Annotated in this window: 18 protein-coding genes; 12 read left to right on the forward strand and 6 right to left on the reverse strand. The window is 46.6% G+C overall.

Going from position 1 to position 16,980, the window contains the following annotated elements:
• Positions 1-39 precede the first annotated feature (39 nt).
• From CALK_RS08375 to CALK_RS08390, 4 genes are all read right to left on the reverse strand, one after another.
• Positions 40-912: a sodium:calcium antiporter gene (locus tag CALK_RS08375; RefSeq protein ID WP_022637249.1), complete on the reverse strand. Its 873-nt coding sequence runs from the start codon at positions 910-912 to the stop codon at positions 40-42.
• Positions 909-1,352 carry a dUTP diphosphatase gene (dut, locus tag CALK_RS08380; protein WP_022637250.1) on the reverse strand — a complete coding sequence of 148 codons (444 nt, stop codon included), beginning with the start codon at positions 1,350-1,352 and terminating at the stop codon, positions 909-911. The genes CALK_RS08375 and dut overlap by 4 nt, the downstream gene beginning before the upstream one ends.
• Positions 1,353-1,414: 62 nt before the next feature.
• Entirely contained in the window at positions 1,415-2,116 is a 702-nt protein-coding gene (locus CALK_RS08385; protein WP_022637251.1) for an HAD family hydrolase, read from the reverse strand.
• Complete coding sequence (locus CALK_RS08390; RefSeq protein ID WP_022637252.1) at positions 2,109-3,407, reverse strand: D-arabinono-1,4-lactone oxidase; 1,299 nt, start codon at positions 3,405-3,407, stop codon at positions 2,109-2,111. Before CALK_RS08390 ends, CALK_RS08385 begins: the two co-directional genes overlap by 8 nt.
• Positions 3,408-3,477: 70 nt before the next feature.
• On the opposite strand from CALK_RS08390, the gene CALK_RS08395 reads away from it, so the two are divergent.
• The 3 genes from CALK_RS08395 to CALK_RS08405 are packed head-to-tail and all read left to right on the forward strand — an operon-like array spanning position 3,478 to position 5,669.
• Positions 3,478-3,720, forward strand: coding sequence for a CDGSH iron-sulfur domain-containing protein (locus CALK_RS08395; protein ID WP_022637253.1), 243 nt, complete (start codon positions 3,478-3,480; stop codon positions 3,718-3,720).
• 13 nt (positions 3,721-3,733) lie between these two features.
• On the forward strand, positions 3,734-4,657 hold the full coding sequence (locus tag CALK_RS12280; RefSeq protein ID WP_022637254.1) for an alpha/beta fold hydrolase: 924 nt from the start codon (positions 3,734-3,736) through the stop codon (positions 4,655-4,657).
• 10 nt (positions 4,658-4,667) lie between these two features.
• Positions 4,668-5,669: an L-threonylcarbamoyladenylate synthase gene (locus CALK_RS08405; protein WP_022637255.1), complete on the forward strand. Its 1,002-nt coding sequence runs from the start codon at positions 4,668-4,670 to the stop codon at positions 5,667-5,669.
• A gap of 14 nt (positions 5,670-5,683) precedes the next feature.
• Here the strand turns inward: CALK_RS08405 and CALK_RS08410 are convergent, their stop codons facing one another.
• On the reverse strand, positions 5,684-7,441 hold the full coding sequence (locus tag CALK_RS08410; protein ID WP_022637256.1) for a phytoene desaturase family protein: 1,758 nt from the start codon (positions 7,439-7,441) through the stop codon (positions 5,684-5,686).
• Positions 7,442-7,455: 14 nt separating this feature from the next.
• On the reverse strand, positions 7,456-8,763 hold the full coding sequence (murA, locus tag CALK_RS08415) for a UDP-N-acetylglucosamine 1-carboxyvinyltransferase (protein ID WP_022637257.1): 1,308 nt from the start codon (positions 8,761-8,763) through the stop codon (positions 7,456-7,458).
• 328 nt (positions 8,764-9,091) lie between these two features.
• Here murA and CALK_RS08420 point away from each other — a divergent pair, with 328 nt between their 5' ends.
• The 9 genes from CALK_RS08420 to CALK_RS08460 all read left to right on the forward strand — a co-directional run bounded on the left by CALK_RS08420 (position 9,092) and on the right by CALK_RS08460 (position 16,769).
• Entirely contained in the window at positions 9,092-10,606 is a 1,515-nt protein-coding gene (locus tag CALK_RS08420; protein ID WP_022637258.1) for an IMP dehydrogenase, read from the forward strand.
• A gap of 115 nt (positions 10,607-10,721) precedes the next feature.
• Entirely contained in the window at positions 10,722-11,375 is a 654-nt protein-coding gene (locus tag CALK_RS08425; protein ID WP_022637259.1) for a hypothetical protein, read from the forward strand.
• Positions 11,372-11,845, forward strand: coding sequence for a stealth family protein (locus CALK_RS08430; RefSeq protein WP_022637260.1), 474 nt, complete (start codon positions 11,372-11,374; stop codon positions 11,843-11,845). Before CALK_RS08425 ends, CALK_RS08430 begins: the two co-directional genes overlap by 4 nt.
• A gap of 116 nt (positions 11,846-11,961) precedes the next feature.
• Positions 11,962-12,390, forward strand: a complete 429-nt coding sequence (locus CALK_RS08435; RefSeq protein ID WP_204365306.1) for a hypothetical protein — start codon at positions 11,962-11,964, stop codon at positions 12,388-12,390.
• A gap of 49 nt (positions 12,391-12,439) precedes the next feature.
• Complete coding sequence (locus tag CALK_RS08440; protein ID WP_022637262.1) at positions 12,440-13,141, forward strand: glycosyltransferase family 25 protein; 702 nt, start codon at positions 12,440-12,442, stop codon at positions 13,139-13,141.
• Positions 13,142-13,222: 81 nt separating this feature from the next.
• On the forward strand, positions 13,223-13,717 hold the full coding sequence (locus CALK_RS08445) for a ferritin-like domain-containing protein (RefSeq protein ID WP_022637263.1): 495 nt from the start codon (positions 13,223-13,225) through the stop codon (positions 13,715-13,717).
• A 41-nt stretch (positions 13,718-13,758) separates the two neighbouring features.
• Positions 13,759-14,286 (forward strand): dCTP deaminase, encoded by a 528-nt coding sequence (gene dcd, locus CALK_RS08450; RefSeq protein WP_022637264.1) that lies wholly within the window; start codon positions 13,759-13,761, stop codon positions 14,284-14,286.
• 129 nt (positions 14,287-14,415) lie between these two features.
• On the forward strand, positions 14,416-15,687 hold the full coding sequence (locus CALK_RS08455; RefSeq protein WP_022637265.1) for a hypothetical protein: 1,272 nt from the start codon (positions 14,416-14,418) through the stop codon (positions 15,685-15,687).
• A gap of 68 nt (positions 15,688-15,755) precedes the next feature.
• On the forward strand, positions 15,756-16,769 hold the full coding sequence (locus CALK_RS08460) for a PEGA domain-containing protein (protein WP_022637266.1): 1,014 nt from the start codon (positions 15,756-15,758) through the stop codon (positions 16,767-16,769).
• The last annotated feature ends 211 nt before the right edge of the window (positions 16,770-16,980 follow it).

The following is a 16,980-nucleotide window of genomic DNA, read 5'->3' on the forward strand; positions in this document are numbered from 1 at the left end:
GGAGGAAGAGGACGTAGAGTCCCACAAGAATACCTCCATCTATTTTGGTAATATTTTTTTCCGGGTGTAGAGTATAAAAATACAAAGAGCTCCCAAAAAAACGTGCCGAGTGCCTCCTTGGACAGCCGCTCCCACGGCAAGAGGGCCAAAAAGACGAGCCCCGCCCACAACCACTAAGGAGTTAAAGATCGTGCTTCCGACAATATTGCCGAAAATAAGAGACATATTTCCTCGGCGTGCTGCTGAATAGGAAACTGCTGCTTCGGGCAGAGACGTTCCCAAAGCGATGGCAGAAAGAGCCATTATTTCCTGCGAGAGCGCTGTTTTTTCTGCCAAGGAAATTACTGCAATAATGGTATATTCGGCAGAAAGATAAATACAAATTGGAGCAAAGAAAAGTTTTACCACATCCTGTGCTTTAAGCACAGTGGCAGAGGTGTGTGGTTCAACCAGAGGGGATATCCCCCTTCGTCCCAGGGTAAGCACGTACAGCACCGCGAGAAGAAGGAGGACCACCCCTGTCCATGAGGGTATGGTTTTGGTTCCGAGAAGTAGGTAGAGCAGTCCCGCTGAAATCAGGAGAGGGGCAGTATCTTTTCCAAGACGGTGTGGTTTGGCGTCGCTTCCCCTAAAAAAGAGCCCCCCAGTTCCGAGGACGAGCAGCATGTTTGCAATATTTGAACCGACAACATTACCTGCAACAATTTCTCCGGCATCATGCAGTACTGCAAGTATGGAAGAGGCAAGCTCTGGTAAGGATGTTCCCACGGCTACAATTATGAGCCCCGTGGTGAATAGGGGAAGATGGAAATAATGCCCTGTTCGCTCAGCCCCATCAAGGAATAGATCTGATGCTTTTATTAGCACCGCGAGAGAAGCAATAAGAATTACCGCCCATATAAAGAGGGTCATGCCTCTACTCCGGTATGTCCAAATCCACCGGAACCACGTTGTGTTTCCTGTAGGGTTTCCTGTTCTGTGTAGCGGGCCTGAACCACGGGCGCCACAACCGCTTGAGCAATGCGGGTACCTTGTTCTATGGAGAAAGGGGTATTTCCAAGGTTTATGAGAAGGATTCCTATTTCACCGCGATAGTCAGAATCGATCGTGCCCGGTGTGTTAAGCACCGTTACACCGTGGCGTAGGGCAAGCCCACTTCGAGGACGAATTTGTACTTCATAGCCACGGGGGATTTCAAAGACAAGTCCCGTAGGGATGAGTGCTCGTTCGCCCGGGGAGAGAGTAATGGGGGTTGTATTGGCTGCGTGGATATCAGCTCCCGCCGCTTCTTCTGTCATATATCGAGGAAGTTCACTGAGGCCTGATTTTTGTACTTTGATTTCTATCTGCATGGGGGACACCCTCCAAAGGGAGAAATATACATTATTAAGGAATGTGCGAGAGATGAGTCTTTTTATGCTTTGTACTTTTCGTTGGACGGCCAAAAGGGCGGGGTTGTCCGAAGGGTATTAAAATAGTGCATAAAGAAAGAGACCACATCCTTTGTATGAAGCTCTCCTTCTGATCCATGTAAAGCATCCCCCACGGCAACAGTGGTATGTCCTGCTTTTTTGGCCGCGGTGATGCCGGGAAGACTGTCCTCAAAAACGTAGATAGTGGAGAAGTGCGCTGGTGTAACCCCAAGGCGTATGGCCGATTCCTGATATGCCTTGGGAGATGGCTTTGGTGCTGAAACAGAATCAAAGCCGGAAAGTACCTGTGGGGTAATCTTATGGAATTGAAAAAACTCTCGCAGTATCGCCTCCGGTGCGTTGCTTACCACTCCCCAGGGGATATTTCCCTGGGAAAGAAAAGTGAGAATAGTGTGCATGGAGGTGGTTGTTGTAATACTTGAGATATGATTTCTCAGCTGGTTAGTTTTTTCCTGAAGCAGGGCTTGGGCCTGGAGGGTGGGCTGCTGCATAGAACGACAAATTGCTTCTGCAATCATGGGAGAGGCACCCCCCCGATGATGCTCAAGAGTCTCTCTTGAGAGGGGGTGGGAGAAAAGACGGAGACACGCATTGTTCCAGCAGACATAATGTGTCTCTGCTGAATATGCAAGGACACCATCAAAATCAAAGAGTATCCCCTCTAAGGGAGGGTACTTAGGCAAAGAGTTTCTCCAGATGCGGCGTGAGAAAAACCCCCTTTGGGTCTTCGGCTCGTCGAAGCTCGATGAAATCATGCCAGCGGGGGTAGAGGCGTGCCAGCTCTTCCGGGCCACAGGAAAATCGTTTTGCCCAGTGAGGCCGTCCACCATAGGCAAGAAAAAGCTCTTCAATAAGCTGAAAGGCTTTGTATGAATCTGCCTTAGACGCGTTGCGGGTTACGCATCCTACAGTTACCATATCACGATTATAGGCGTTGCTTAACCATGCCGTATCCTTTTGAATAAAACGGATATCCATGGGTATATGTGCAAAGTATCGTGAAAAGGGAGAGTGCAGTTTCTTGCGGAGGGCTTTCATTAGTCGCGGGAAGTCCTTGCGCGCAATGGTCCATTCGGCCAGTTCCAAGGTAGAACTTCGTGATTTTGTGACGGTTGTTTCGTAGAGGCTTCCCTCTTTCACTTGACGGCGTGTAAAAAAGAGTAGGTAAATACACTTGTTTATCAGTGCAGTAAGGGGGGGTATCTTGGCTGTTTTTCGGTATAGAAACTGTGACATATTTCGGCGATAGCGGTAATACCATGGGGCTTTTTTTAAGGGGCTTCTTTGGGCAACCGCCGTCGGATCGTTTCCCCGGATGACGTAGCCGTGGTTTGTGTGAGGCATCCAGAGAATTCGTAAGAATGGATTTTTTGCAAGCCATTTTTCATACGAACGGACCCATTCGATATCCTTATGCGGCTCTTCCCATATGTGGAGGGATGATCGTTCTTCTACTTGAAAGGTCATGGTTGAAAATATACCGAGAAGCCCCAAAGAGACCTTTACAGCGTCAAATTTCGGTGATGATGTATCGATCTGTTCCAGAGAGCCGTCTGCCTTTACAAGGGTGCACCGTATCATGTATTCAGAAAGAAGTTGCGCATCTCTTCCTGTGCCGTGCGTGCCTGTTGCCACGGCACCGCCCAGGGTGATATCATCGATATCGGGGAGGGCAGGAAAAGAGAGGTCCATTTCCTCGAGGCTTTGACAGAGTTCTTTCAGGGTGATTCCACTTTGGACAGTAACTTGTTTCGTGGCGCGATCAACTGCGGTAATTTTACGATAGTTTCTCAGTGAAATGAGCGTTTCGGCACCGGCTGCAATATCCGCAGAAGAGTAGCGGTTTCCAAAAGCTCGAACCCTATTTGGCGCATTTGCAACAATGCGGCAGAGGTCCTCTTCAGTCTCGGGAACATGGAGTTCTGAGAAGGGGTGGCATATATTTCCATTCCAACTTGTCCAAGTTTCGGTCATTTCTTTCTCCTTTTCTTTTTTGTAGTATATATTTACGGCGTAGTCCTGTAAAGTTATTTAAGGAGGGACCATGAAAAAACCAATCGTTGCGAAAACCGAACCTGCTCGCCTTACTTTAGACCCTGGAACGTATTCATGGTGTAGTTGCGGAAAGTCGGAGAATCAGCCATTTTGTGATGGTTCCCATGTCGGAACAGACTTTGCACCGTACATAGTGACTCTCACTGAACAAAAAAAAGTATCCCTGTGTCAGTGCAAGCAGACAAAAAATCCTCCGTACTGTGATGGAACCCATCGAAGCTTGTCTGAGTAGTATGAGGTAGCTTATGAAACGCCTTGTGTACCGAGCCTTTCTGGGGGGAGCTTTTTCCCTTGCAGTGGTGGTGATAGGACTCTTTTTCTGGGGCAGGAGTCGTCCGGAGATTAAGGCATCTCACGCAAAAAATGAACGTCCCGGATCTATTGCCCATCTTCCCGGGGGATACACCTATTATGAATCACACGGAGCGCAAGATGCTCCCGTGGTTGTATTGGTTCACGGTTCTCTTTATTACAGTGTAATCTGGGAGAAAAACATCCCCGCCCTTGTAGACGCAGGGTACCGCGTTATTGCCTTTGATCAGTATGGGCGTGGTTTTTCGAGTCGCCCCGATACTACCTATACTTTTGACTTATTTGTAGAGCAAACGGAAAGCCTTCTTGCGTATCTGGATATTACAGACCCGGTACATATGGTGGGATTATCCCTTGGGGGCCCTATTGTCATCTCCTTTGCGAACAGGAATCCGGATCTTATACAAAGCATATCTTTATTGGCTCCGGTTACTCCCTCCACGGAAAAACGATCGTTCTTTGAAGTGGTGACTGGCTTTTTAAATCGGGCTTATTGCACATTCTCTCATCGAGATTTTGAGCGACAGCGTGCTGAACAGCTTGCCCCGCTGAAGGAAAAAATGCGTCGGCAGTTTCACTATCGCGGAGTGGAGAAAGCCTTTGCTTCTGCTATTACAAATCGTGACAGGGATAAGGTTGGAGAGATCTATGCCGAGGCAGAGAAACTTCACCATCCCGTGTTGCTTCTATGGGGAACCCTTGATCGTGTATTGCCCATAGAAAATCACCTTTCTGTGCTTGAAACCTTTGAGTCGGTACAATACATCCCCCTTGAAGAAACGGGACACACTCTGAATTATGAACAGTATGAGCAGATAAATCGTGCATTGATTTCGTTCTTTTCCCACAATGAATAGGAGGCGTTTTATGCCAGCCCGTACTACGAAACTTCTTTCTCCCCATGAAATTGATACCGCCGCGGATATTATTCGTACGGGAGGGCTTGTTGCCTTCCCCACCGAAACAGTGTATGGTCTTGGTGCAAACGCCTTAGATGCGGCGGCGGCTCGCTCCATATTTACGGCCAAAAAACGTCCCTCCTTTGATCCGCTTATTGTGCATCTTGCCACTCTGCACGATGTTTCTCGTGTTGCTGCGGACATTCCTGAGAAAGCCCTAAAAGCTTTTGAAGCATTTTGGCCGGGACCGTTTACGGCAATTCTTCCCAAAAAAGAGTGTGTCCCCGATGTGGTCACCGCAGGCCTTCCTACCGTTGGGGTCCGCATACCGAGGAATGAACTTGCGCACACATTGATAGAACGTTCCGGGTGCGTCGTGGCGGCACCCAGTGCTAATCTCTTTAGTCATACCAGCCCAACAACAGCTGCTGCGGTTGAACAAATGCTTTCCGGAAGAATTGATGCCATTGTGGAAGGTGGAGCGTGTCATGTGGGCGTCGAATCGACCATTGTTTCGTTTTGCGAAGACCCACCGGTTGTCTATCGTGCGGGAGGAGTTTCTATTGAAGAGGTAGAGGCGTGTATCGGTCCTGTGCGTACCGCACCATCAAAGGGGGATGAAAAAAAAGCTCCGGGACGTTCTCTGCGTCATTATGCACCGCAAACACCCTTGTATCTGAATGCGCAGCAGTCAGATTTTCCCCAAGGTGCTTCCCTGGGATTGTTAGCCTTTGGCCCAGAGGGGAACCGCCACGGTTATGAGGTTGTACAGAATCTCTCTTGCACGGGGAATCTCACAGAAGCAGCACGCAATCTATACGCCTTTATGCGTTCCTTCGATGAATACGACCTTTCGGCAATATTGGTTGAGACTATTCCTTTCACCGGTTTGGGACGTGCCATAAACGACCGTCTTCTTCGTGCGTCCGAGGATGGCTTTAAAAAGGAGGCCTTCCCTCAGGGCTCGTAATTTCTTTGAGGGAATTATATTTCCTTTGATTTGCACACTTTTTTTTCGTTAGAGGAAACACGGAGACACTTCTTGCAGATGTATTTTGGGTTTGCCACTTCCTGCAAAAGCTCCTCTTTCGCCTCTTTGAAACCTTTTACTTTACACATTTTTTTGATTTTTGACATAGTAAATCTCCTTGGTAATGTATAAATATACACAGAAGCTCTTCCCATGTCTACAAAAAAAGAAGAGAGCGTAAAACTCTCTTCCGTAAAAGGCTTATTTTTTAGGATGCGTGTGGCCGTGCTGTACCCCGCTTTTGCTACAGCCGTCATACCCCCACCGGGTGAGCCCCACCCGGAAGCAACATAGAGATTCTTTACAGGGGTTTCCTCCTTGGGACGGAAGGGCCCCATTTGCTTTACATCCTGCGCATAGCCGTAAATAGCTCCATCAGGATTGGACGTATAGCGCTGATTGGTGAGTGGGGTTGCTCCTTCCACATGGGTGAGGTTATCTCGGAACCCTGGGAGGAATTTCTCTAATCGTGAGAGTATCTCTTCCGTATGTTTCTCTTTTTTTGCTGCATAGGCCTCATGGGAGAGGTTTTTCCATGCATCCATCGTGTCAATTACCACCACTGTTGCTGTTGGTTTATCTGCAGGGTCAAATCGGTCCAAAATACTGTAGTCAGTAAGATCCATGATGCGGCTGCCGTAGTCTTCCGAGAGATAGTATGATTTGAAGTCGCGCAGAGAGGTAACTTCATCTGGAAGGATAATGGTGGAGTATTTGGTGCCGCCCAGTTCTCGTAAGGGGTTTTGTAAACCGAAATAGAGGCAGAACATGGAGCTGCTGAGGGAGTAGGCCCCGTAGCGATCAGTAAATGTGTCTTGGTACTCTTCGGGAAGAGATTGCACTAGGAGGGGATAGGGTATATTGGCCACAATATGGGTACCATACGCAGTGTTGCGTTGTTTCGTTGTGAGATCGTAATACACAGCACCTTCGGCAACCCCTTTGGAAACAAGGGTTTTTTGCACTTCTACGCCATAGCGGATCTCTCCGCCGTGTGCCTGTATATAGGAGGCAAGATGTTTTGAAATACCAAAAGAACCCTCTTCCAGAAAAGCAGCTCCACCGGAAAGATAACTCCCCGTTGCTGCACAATGATGCACAAAGCTGTATTTGTATGGATCATGGTGCCAGTAGTGAGTGAGGGCGCACAGGGTAATTTTGAGATCTTCATTGTCGGTAAGTTCATCCATAAAGGCACCGGTGCTCTTACGGAGATTGCCGATCATTTGACGAAAGACAAGGGGAATGAACGGCCCAAGAAGAAAAAGTTTCCACCCGAGTTGTTTATATTTTCTAATCTGATGATAAATTTTCTCAACTGTGGTAAGATAGGTGTCAATCGCCTTTGCTTCATCGGGAAATGTGGCAAGCAGATCCTCACGAATACCGGTGAGGCTGTCAGAAATAGTAATGTCCACATTTTTTCCGCGAAGTGCAAAGAATTCCGGTACTCGGAAAAAGTTGAGTGAGTCCATGAGACCGAACTCATTGAATATCTTATAGTTTTGACTGCTCGGTGTGGTGACGTCGTTGAGGGCGTGCAGGCTTGCCTCAAAGGTGTACCCCTTGCGTTTAAATACGGAGGCATAGCCACCGGGGATGGTGTGTTTTTCCAACACAAGGACTGACTTTCCCTCCTTTGCAAGCTTTGCACCTGCAAAGAGACCACCGAGACCAGCGCCGAGTATAAGCGCATCATAGCGTTTTTCCATGGCAACTCCTTTTGCTACCGTTGTATATCAGCTCCCAGGGCATTGAGTCGAAGGTCAATATCTTCGTATCCCCGATGTATTTGTTCGATATTATGAATCACACTGTCTCCTTCAGCAGAAAGAGCAGCAATAAGCAGGGCCATCCCCGCACGTATATCCGGCGAAGATATTGATGCGCCGGACAGCTTTGCAGGTCCGACAATTACAGCCCTGTGAGGATCGCAGAGAATAATCTGTGCGCCCATGGAGATAAGGCTGTCTGTAAAGAACAGACGTGATTCAAACATTTTCTCATGGATGAGGCAGGTGCCTGCCGCTTGGGTTGCCGTAATAAGCATGATAGAGGTAAGATCAGCTGGAAATCCCGGCCACGGTGAGTCGGCTATACGGGGGATAGCTCCGCCCAAATCATTCTTAATACGCATATCCTGATTATCTGGTATATGAATCATCCCATTTTCGCAGTCCGTGCTTACGGTAATACCCAATCGACGGAACTGGTAGAGTATCAGCCCCATTACAGAAAGGTCTACATTTGTAAGGGTTATGTCTGAATTTGTACAAGCAGCCAGCGAGATAAATGACCCTGCTTCAATGTAATCACAGCCCAAACGGTGCTGTACCGAATCATACGATTCGGTCCCGTGAATTTTCAGAATATTTGAGCCGATTCCTTCTATTTTTACACCACACTTTTGTAGAAAACGGCATAACCCCTGCACGTGGGGTTCACAGGCTGCATTTGTTATGGTGGTAGTGCCCTGTGCTCCCGACGCAGCAATGAGGGCATTTTCTGTGGCGGTAACGGAGGCCTCATCGAGGTAAATATCTGTTCCAATAAGCCCCTGTGGCGCAGTAAGTATGTAGGTAAAGCATTCATCTCCGCTTTCTGTCATTTTTCGCTGTGAGCTGATACGTGCACCGAGTTTTTCAAAAACAAGAAAGTGAGTATCAATACGCCGGCGACCAATCCTGTCTCCGCCGGGTTGGGGGATAATTGCTTCTCCTGTTCGAACCAGCAGGGTCGAGGCAAAGAGGATAGATCCGCGTATTTTCTGAGAGAGTTCAAGGGGAAGGGTTGCTGTACGTATATGATCTGAGTGAATTGTGACGGTGTGGTCCTTTGTCTCAATGAGAGCACCAAGATGTGTTGCAATAGCACACATTCCTTCCACGTCTCCAATGGCAGGAACATTGGTAAGAACGGTTTTTTTCTTCGTCAACAGGGCAGCAGCAATGAGAGGAAGGGCTTCGTTCTTATTTCCGGATATCGCCAGTTTCCCTGAAAGCCGTTTTTTTCCTGTTACCTTAAATTTACTCATATCCTGAACCTCAGGGTTGATTTTTAATTTTTTTGCTATCTTGTTACTTGAAATGGTTGTTCGTAGAAATTATATTATGATAGGAATCGCCTGCTAATTTTGCGAAAAATAACCTATTGCCTCGCGTTGTATGGCGTTTACCGAACAATTTATCCGAGGTAACCGACTCTGTTGCGGGATGCCACGCTGTCTTGCAGAAGGCTGAACAGAGCAGGCGGAATACCACCATATTAATTATGCGGGATAAACTGATTACTAATGGCGGGGCAATAGGCCTATATATATCGATACTAGTCACTTTAATATTTTTAACAGATCGTATGGTGTTATGGCAAAAGTAATCTCCGATGTGTCCAGAACGTTTTCCGAATATTTGCTTCTCCCCGGATTGACAAAGCGTACAGCTTCTCCGGCGAAGGTGTCTTTATGTACACCAATCTCACGCTATGGTACGGGAGAAACCCCGCGGTTATCTTTGAATATCCCCTTCGTTTCTGCGTCTATGCAAGCGGTGTCTGGAGTTGATATGGCGACCGCCTTGGCTCGTAAAGGGGGAGCCGCCTTTATTTTTGCCTCGCAGTCCATAGATGATCAGGCTGCCATGGTGCGAGCAGTAAAAAAATATAAGGCTGGGTTTGTTCTCAGCGACACCAATGCAACCCCGGATACTCCCTTGTCGGCGGTGTTGGAGAAGATTGCTCAGACGGGACACTCCACGGTTGCCGTTACTGATGATGGTTCAGCCACAGGTCGTTTTTTAGGGATTGTTACAGATAAGGATTACTGGGTTAAGGAGGACGATTTATCTCGCCCTGTTTCTGCCTATATGACCCCTGTGGAGAACGTTTATTTAGCCCATTCGGGTGTGTCTCTTCATGAGGCAAATTGCTTGTTGCGAAAATATCGGAAAGACTGTCTGCCTGTTATTAACGCAGAGGGGCATCTTGATTCTTTGGTATTTCGGAAAGACTTTATTGAACACACGGATAATCCTCTTGAACTGATCGATTCTGAGAAACGTTTAATTGCAGCAGCTGGTATTAACACGCACGATTATAAAGAGCGTGTACCTGCTCTTGTTGCGGCGGGCGTAGATGTTCTGACAATTGATTCTTCTGATGGGTATTCAGAGTATCAGCGTGATTGCGCATTGTGGATTCGAGAAAAATATGGCGACTCCCTTGTTGTGGGGGGTGGTAATGTTGTTTCGGCCGATGGGTTTCGGTATCTTGCAGAAGAGGCCCAGCTTGACTTTGTAAAAGTTGGGATCGGCGGCGGCTCTATTTGCATTACCCGTGAGCAAAAAGGTATTGGCCGTGGCCAGGCATCGGCTGTGCTTGAGGTGGCTGCTGCACGTGATGAATATTATGAAAAGACCGGCGTCTATGTACCCATCTGTTCAGATGGGGGCCTCTCCAATGATACGCAAATTATTATTGCTACGGCCATGGGGGCCGATTTTGTCATGATGGGCCGCTATTTTGCCATGACCGATGAGTCTCCCACGGAAAAGCTTTCTATTCGCGGTCAACGGTACAAAGCGTACTGGGGAGAAGGGTCAAACCGTGCACGCAATTGGCAGCGGTATAGCGATGAGAAAAATTCCAGCGGTAAGATGAAGTTTGAAGAGGGGGTTGATGCTTATGTTCCTGCTTCAGGGCCTTTGTCGGAGGTGCTGGATGTTACCTTGGCAAAACTACGATCTACCATGTGTAATGTGGGGGCGGATAGCCTCAAAGACTTTTCCCAAAAGGCTGTGTTAACACGGATTTCTGAGCAATCCTTTGTAGAAGGAGGAACTTCCAATGTGGTACAGCTTGACCAAACTCATTCTGAAGGGTAGATTTTGTTGAAGGATCTCTTATTTCCTTTTATGTAACGTTGGAAGAGTAACTGCTGTCCCCGTGGAGATATATATCATGAGACCGTTGGCCCACAGGATGGGCGAGAGTCTTTTTATGACCTTTAAGAAGAGCCAATTTTATCTTCGTGACCTTTACAATACTGTACGGTATGGTGGTTCCTGCCCTCTTTCGGCGCAGCGTATTTATATTGATCCCCGAAAGATTACTTACTACACGAGTTACTCTAAAACCGGAATGAAACGCCGCTTTACCGGAAAAGTTATGGGGGGAGATTGGGATATTCGGGTGAGCAGGATTGAAGAATCGGACAAGTATCGCGCATGCTATCGTCATTTTATTCAAAATACTCCGTGGAGTGAAAGCGGTGTGTATGAGAGTTTTGCACGGCGCTTTTCCCGTCATAGCTCGCCAGATGGCTGTGCTTCTTGGAGTGATGTGGAAGAACGATATGCCGGGGTTGATGCCTTGTTTTCCTCTCTTCAATCGGGGGGGGAGTTTAAAACGCAGAAACAGTTGAAGGGGAAGAGGGCTTTTCGAGAGTATGGCGGTGTTCTCATACATATCGATCGTCATGGTCTTCCCCTTTTTGGTGCTGGAGGATGGCATCGGATGATCATGGCACAGCTGTTGCATTTAGAACGAATTCCCGCGCAATTAGGGGTGGTTCATACGGAGGCGTTGCGAAACAACCGATTTTCCTTATCTCCCACGGGAGCACTTATTTCATATCGTGAGCAGACCGAATGAGGTATCTCGATACGCTCCCGGTCGATTTTGTATATACCTGGGTAAACGATCAAGATCCTGCGTGGCAGCGGCGAAAACAGCGTGCGCTGGGGGGCTCTACCGTGGAGGCTGCTGCAGTAGAATCATGCCGCTTTGTAAATAGTGATGAGCTCCGATACTCCTTGCGCTCAATTTATACGTATTGTCCATGGTTTCGCAAGATCTTTATTGTAACGGATCAGCAAATACCTCCGTGGCTGTGCCTCGATGACCCTCGAGTGGAAATAATTGATCATCAAGAGATCTTTCAAGAAGAAGGAACCCTTCCCTGCTTTAATTCAAGCGCTATCGAGTGTCGATTACACCATATCCCGGATTTGGCGTCACATTGGATTTACCTGAACGATGATTTTTTTATTGGTCGGTCTGTAGAAAAATCGTTTTTTTTCACCCCGAAGGGGCTCCAAAACTCTTTTTCCCCCCCGCCATGAGAGAAGAGCATGTTTGTGAGCTGATTCAAGACCGTTCCCGTGCAACTCAAAGCCAGTATTTTAGCAGAATGAATTATACACGTAAGATTTTATATGATGAGACCGGTTGGTTGGATTTGCATGAACCCAAACATACACCACGTGTTTTTTATACACCGCAGGTGCGCACGGTTGAAGCACGGTTTTGGCAGTATATAGAACCAACCTTGCATCATCAGTTTCGGTCTCGTCACGGGATTCACTTTTTAAATCTGGTGTCATTCTATGCTCATATGAAAGGGACGGTGCCACATGAGATGTGCTACCGTATGAGACGGAGAGGAGCCTCCTTTCTTTCTCGGTTCGACTATATCAAAATATCTCCGCGGGACTCCGTTGTAAATAGAGTGGAGTATGGAGCAATCTCGTGGTTACGGCCGGCCTTTTTCTGTATTAATGATAATGGATCCACTACGGATATGGATCGGGTACGGATGCAGCGCTTTCTGCACCGCTACTACCCTGTTCCGGCACCGTGGGAACGGGAAGAGACAGATAAAGAGTGATTGTAATGAAGGGGTTTTACAAAGGATCTCAGATCGTATAAGGAGAAGTATGGATATAAGATATTACGTTATTAATATGGATAAAGATGGGGATCGTCTGGAACGTTTCCGTCAGCAGATGGATGCGCAGGGACTTTCCTTTACACGTCATGCCGGGCCGTTGCTCCAGAAGAATACAGTCTCTCTTTTTGGAAAAACCTTTCGTGTTACAGCCCCCGGTTATGCCGGTGTTGCCCTTGCCCATATTCGGTTGTGGCAAAAAATTGGACAGTTAGAGAATGATGCGTGTCTCTGTAACGTTTTTGAAGATGATGAAATTCTCCGTGCCAACTATGCAGAAAATCTACATCGTGAAATAGAAAAAATACCCGGAGACATAGACTTTTTTAATTTGAATGTCATACGTCCTTTGGGAAAAAAGGTTGCTCCGGATATCCTCAAGGTTGTCCATCCTACCTTTTCGCGAAAGCGATATCCTAATATTTGGCTCAGCAATTACGTTATCACCCCCGGCGGAGCTCGACGCATTTTGAAGTTGTTGGAACAGAATATGAAACACCTCAATATGAATTTTGACAAAACCTTTGTAGAAACAATTCATAGGTCGTGTGACCAGCTTAATTGTTATATCTTGGCCCCTATGAACAAGCTGTCTATTCATGATGAGGACGAATCATCAAAAAAAGAGATGAACAACAAGAACTGGGTACTTCGAATGTATGGTGCTGTGCGAGACCTCTTTAGAGGCTGATGGCGTTTTTTTTGTCGTGTCCTTTTATTATTATTTATATTCAATCAAAGTATATTAGTTTGAAAATTGGAGAATAGGCTTATGCAAAGTGTGTGGAATACGGCCATTGAAATGGAAAACAAGGGTATTGCCTTTTTTGAAGCTCGTGCAAAGGAAACAAAGAGTGAGGCCCTTGCGGGGATTTTTACTTTTTTGCAGAATCAAGAAGAGAAGCATCGTAATTTCTTTATGAGGATTTCTAACTCTGAACCTGCTGATATGCAGAGTGACGATGATGCTATTGCCTATGCGCGGAGTGCTTTTGATAGCCTAAAAGACAATTTTCCGGCTCTTCAAGAAGAATTAGAATATTCATCTGAGGTATATGCTCAGGCAAAGCAAATGGAACGTGATGCCATTGAGTTTTATACATCTCTTCTTGATGAGGCTGAAACGGAAGAGCAAAAGCGCATTATTAGAGTTATTATCGGTGAAGAAGAGAAGCATGAACAGCTAATGCAGGCCATGATGGATTTTGTTGCGCGTCCTCAGCAGTGGATTGAAAATGCAGAGTGGAATCATCTCGAAGCGTACTAGGGGTTTACGGCGTGTAGTCTTTTTAGAGAAAGGGTTGATACATGATATTATCAGGACGTGAAATAGAAAAACGCTTAGGAACAGATATCGTTCTCGATCCATTCACTCCGTCGCAGGTAAATCCGAATAGCTATAATCTGCGTTTGCACAATACGATGATGGTATATCGCAATCATACCCTCGATATGCGTGAACCAAACGCTGCCGAAGAGGTGGTTATTCCGGAAAAAGGTATGATTCTGGAGCCGGATAAGCTCTATTTGGGTCGAACCGTTGAGTATACAGAGACGGATAATTTGGTTCCCATGCTTGAAGGGCGCTCTTCTATCGGGCGTCTTGGTTTGTTTGTGCATGTGACTGCAGGGTTCGGGGATGTTGGTTTTAAGGGGTTTTGGACGCTTGAGATATTTTGCGTACAGCCCGTTCGTATTTATCCGAATATTGAGGTATGTCAAGTCTATTTTCACACGCTTGAAGGAGACTATGAACGCTATGAGTCCGGTAAGTATCAGGGTAATAATGGGATTCAACCAAGTTTGTTGTATAAGGATTTTCACTCCTCACAATAGTTGAAAAAAGAGTACCAACACGAATAGGGAGTTATTTTTGTGTGGGAATATAGTGTATTTTGTCATTTCACACAGTGTGGCGAATAGTATTTTAGAACATCATTATCTTTGCCACAGGAATATTAGGGTATGAAAATTCTGCTCCTTCTTTGGGCACCCTTATGGTGTGTATCATTCTGCTCCGTCGCCTGCGGCTCGGAGATAGCCACTCCCTCATGGGTGGAATCGCGGCCGGTAGAGGATGGGTGGTATATCGGTATTGGACGGGGACGTCGCCACTCTCTTACGGAGGTCGGTGTTGATGTGGCTCGCCGCGATGCCTTTAAGCAGATATCAAGGGAGACGGGGATTTCTCTGGACACACTCACCCAACTGCCAGATATCACTCGCATAGCTACTTGGGAGTCTACCGATGATATTTGGGTGTACTATCGAATGGAGCGAGATCATCCGTATCTGCGCCGTCATGCTGTACAGGAAGAGCTGTACTCTATTGAAAAACGGCTGGATCGTAGCAGTGTTCTCTTGAAACGAGGGGAAATATCCCGCGCTCTTGGTCATGCCACTCGGGCCTTTGCAGAGGTGCAGATGCTGCAAGATAACAGAGTTGGTGAAGATCTTTCCCGTCATATTTCTCGTGTGTCGGAGCGAACAGAATCTGTCTTAGAAACGCTCTTCGATAATATTTCTTTTATTGCAGAGACACCCTATAGGGGGCCTCTGACTAACATTGCATCGCACCCGCCGGTGACCCTCATATGGACTGAGAAACAGCCTTTACCACATATTCCTGTACGCTTTTCCATTACCCAGGGAAATGCCTCTATTCCCCGTATGCGAACATCTGAACAGGGGGAAATTGCGATACGACCGCAAGAGATAGTGTTTTCAGAACAACTTGTCATAGAAGCATCCATAGATGTTGAGCCATATTTATCTGGTTTTTCCTCTGAGTTCCGGGAGCGTATTGTTACAGAGGTGGATCTCTTGTCTCCACCCGTCACAAATGTGGTGTTTGAGTTAACCCCTATACCAATTCAGCTTGTGGGGAAAGAGGCTTTTTTTGGCGAAGAAAAGAAAAATAAGGAGTTGTTTTCTTCTCTTCAGGAGTTTCTCTCGACACAGGGATATATGCTTTCTCGTGATTCGTCGAAGTTTACCTTTTATTATACTGCTGATACACGGTTTCGCGGAGAACAGTTTGGGGTTGTGACGGTTGATCTTCTATTTACCCTTTCCGTTGAGTGCAGAGAAACCGACACGCAGGTTCTGACTGCTTCTGTACCAAAGATTAGGGTAAATGGTGCGACAAAAGAAGCGGCGGCTGAATATGCTTATTCTCAGGGAAAGAAAATGGTGATTCCTGTTCTTGAAAAGGCGCTCTTCCAAAGTGGGTTATAATATGAATGTATCGTGTAGAAAATCGAAAAGAAGCGTATTCAACAAATAAGATTTTGCAAGGATGTAGCATGATAACAAGTAAATCTTTTCTGTGTATTATCTGTCTGTTTCTCTTTGTCCATGGTGGTCATCGTATTGCTATTATGGATATTGAGTATACGGGCCTCACGGCGGGGCAGGGTGTAATGATTACTGATAAAATACGCGATGAAGTTGGTGGACGGGATGTGTTTGTGGCCATCAGCCGGAGCGATATGCGTAGTATCATGGAGGAGTCTCAGTTTCATACCAGTGGTGTGGTACGGGGCGAAGATCTTGTGGAAATGGGGAGTATCTATGGTGCAGAATATATTGTTGTAGGCAGTGGTGTTGCTGAAGGCGGTCGCTTTCAAATATCTCTTCGCGTTGTCAACGTCTCCACGGGGGAAGAGATCACCGTTACCGAGGCTAATCCAACAACATTTTCAGCCTTTCTTGATGAAACAATACCTGTAGCGGTGAATCGCCTCGAAACATTGGTAAAGAAACGGGTGTATGGGAAACTGGCGCTTAAAACAACACCTCCCAATGCAGAGGTTTCTTTGCGTGGAACCTCCGTGGGAAAGACCCCGTTTGAAAGCGATTTTCTTTCACCAAATACATACCCTATTTCTCTTTCACTCCGCGGGTATGAGACAGTATATGACACCTTGTCTGTTGCAGCTGGGGCGGTGCGGGAATATTCATATCAGATGATTCCTATTGACGAGATAGTATCATCTGAAGAACATGGTCGGCAAGACGTTTCTCGTGAAAGGTTTGGCCGTGGACGTCGTCCGGTCCGTATTGGCCTCAGTGTTGTTTCTGCGGGGTTCTTAATTGGTGGAATTATCAGTAATAACGAGATGGAAGATGATATAGACACACAGCAAGGGCTTATCGAGGAATTAAGCGGAACCACCGATCCACACAGGCGATCTCAATTGAAACATGAGATTCGTGATCTTGATGGTTGGATAAATGATTTCGAGAGACAGCGTAATATCTTCTATAGTATTTCCGGTGCGGCAGCCCTTGGACTTACCCTTACCTTTGTTTTTTAGGAGCGACATTGTGACAGGTAAATACTTCAAATTACTGATTTTTTTGTCCTGTATTTTCGTGCTGTGCATGTCCTGTGCAGAACAGGAAAACAGCCTCGATACAATATTTGGATCAGATGTTCGGTATCCCATATTTTTAGAGATGGATACCTATGTACCAGATCGAGGTGAAGTATTTATTGCTCCTGAAGGTCCTGGTGGAAAACTGTTG

This window comes from Chitinivibrio alkaliphilus ACht1, assembly GCF_000474745.1.
GTDB classification, from domain to species: domain Bacteria; phylum Fibrobacterota; class Chitinivibrionia; order Chitinivibrionales; family Chitinivibrionaceae; genus Chitinivibrio; species Chitinivibrio alkaliphilus.

What these genes read in the sequence shown, in the direction of transcription:
- CALK_RS08410 (WP_022637256.1), bottom strand. Translation starts at nt 7,441, where the DNA reads ATGGAAAAACGCTATGATGCGCTTATACTCGGCGCTGGTCTCGGTGGT.
- CALK_RS08440 (WP_022637262.1), top strand. Translation starts at nt 12,440, where the DNA reads ATGGATATAAGATATTACGTTATTAATATGGATAAAGATGGGGATCGT.
- CALK_RS08455 (WP_022637265.1), top strand. Translation starts at nt 14,416, where the DNA reads ATGAAAATTCTGCTCCTTCTTTGGGCACCCTTATGGTGTGTATCATTC.
- CALK_RS08460 (WP_022637266.1), top strand. Translation starts at nt 15,756, where the DNA reads ATGATAACAAGTAAATCTTTTCTGTGTATTATCTGTCTGTTTCTCTTT.
- dcd (WP_022637264.1), top strand. Translation starts at nt 13,759, where the DNA reads ATGATATTATCAGGACGTGAAATAGAAAAACGCTTAGGAACAGATATC.
- CALK_RS08375 (WP_022637249.1), bottom strand. Translation starts at nt 912, where the DNA reads ATGACCCTCTTTATATGGGCGGTAATTCTTATTGCTTCTCTCGCGGTG.
- CALK_RS08390 (WP_022637252.1), bottom strand. Translation starts at nt 3,407, where the DNA reads ATGACCGAAACTTGGACAAGTTGGAATGGAAATATATGCCACCCCTTC.
- CALK_RS08395 (WP_022637253.1), top strand. Translation starts at nt 3,478, where the DNA reads ATGAAAAAACCAATCGTTGCGAAAACCGAACCTGCTCGCCTTACTTTA.
- CALK_RS12280 (WP_022637254.1), top strand. Translation starts at nt 3,734, where the DNA reads ATGAAACGCCTTGTGTACCGAGCCTTTCTGGGGGGAGCTTTTTCCCTT.
- dut (WP_022637250.1), bottom strand. Translation starts at nt 1,352, where the DNA reads ATGCAGATAGAAATCAAAGTACAAAAATCAGGCCTCAGTGAACTTCCT.
- CALK_RS08405 (WP_022637255.1), top strand. Translation starts at nt 4,668, where the DNA reads ATGCCAGCCCGTACTACGAAACTTCTTTCTCCCCATGAAATTGATACC.
- murA (WP_022637257.1), bottom strand. Translation starts at nt 8,763, where the DNA reads ATGAGTAAATTTAAGGTAACAGGAAAAAAACGGCTTTCAGGGAAACTG.
- CALK_RS08430 (WP_022637260.1), top strand. Translation starts at nt 11,372, where the DNA reads ATGAGGTATCTCGATACGCTCCCGGTCGATTTTGTATATACCTGGGTA.
- CALK_RS08445 (WP_022637263.1), top strand. Translation starts at nt 13,223, where the DNA reads ATGCAAAGTGTGTGGAATACGGCCATTGAAATGGAAAACAAGGGTATT.
- CALK_RS08420 (WP_022637258.1), top strand. Translation starts at nt 9,092, where the DNA reads ATGGCAAAAGTAATCTCCGATGTGTCCAGAACGTTTTCCGAATATTTG.
- CALK_RS08425 (WP_022637259.1), top strand. Translation starts at nt 10,722, where the DNA reads ATGACCTTTAAGAAGAGCCAATTTTATCTTCGTGACCTTTACAATACT.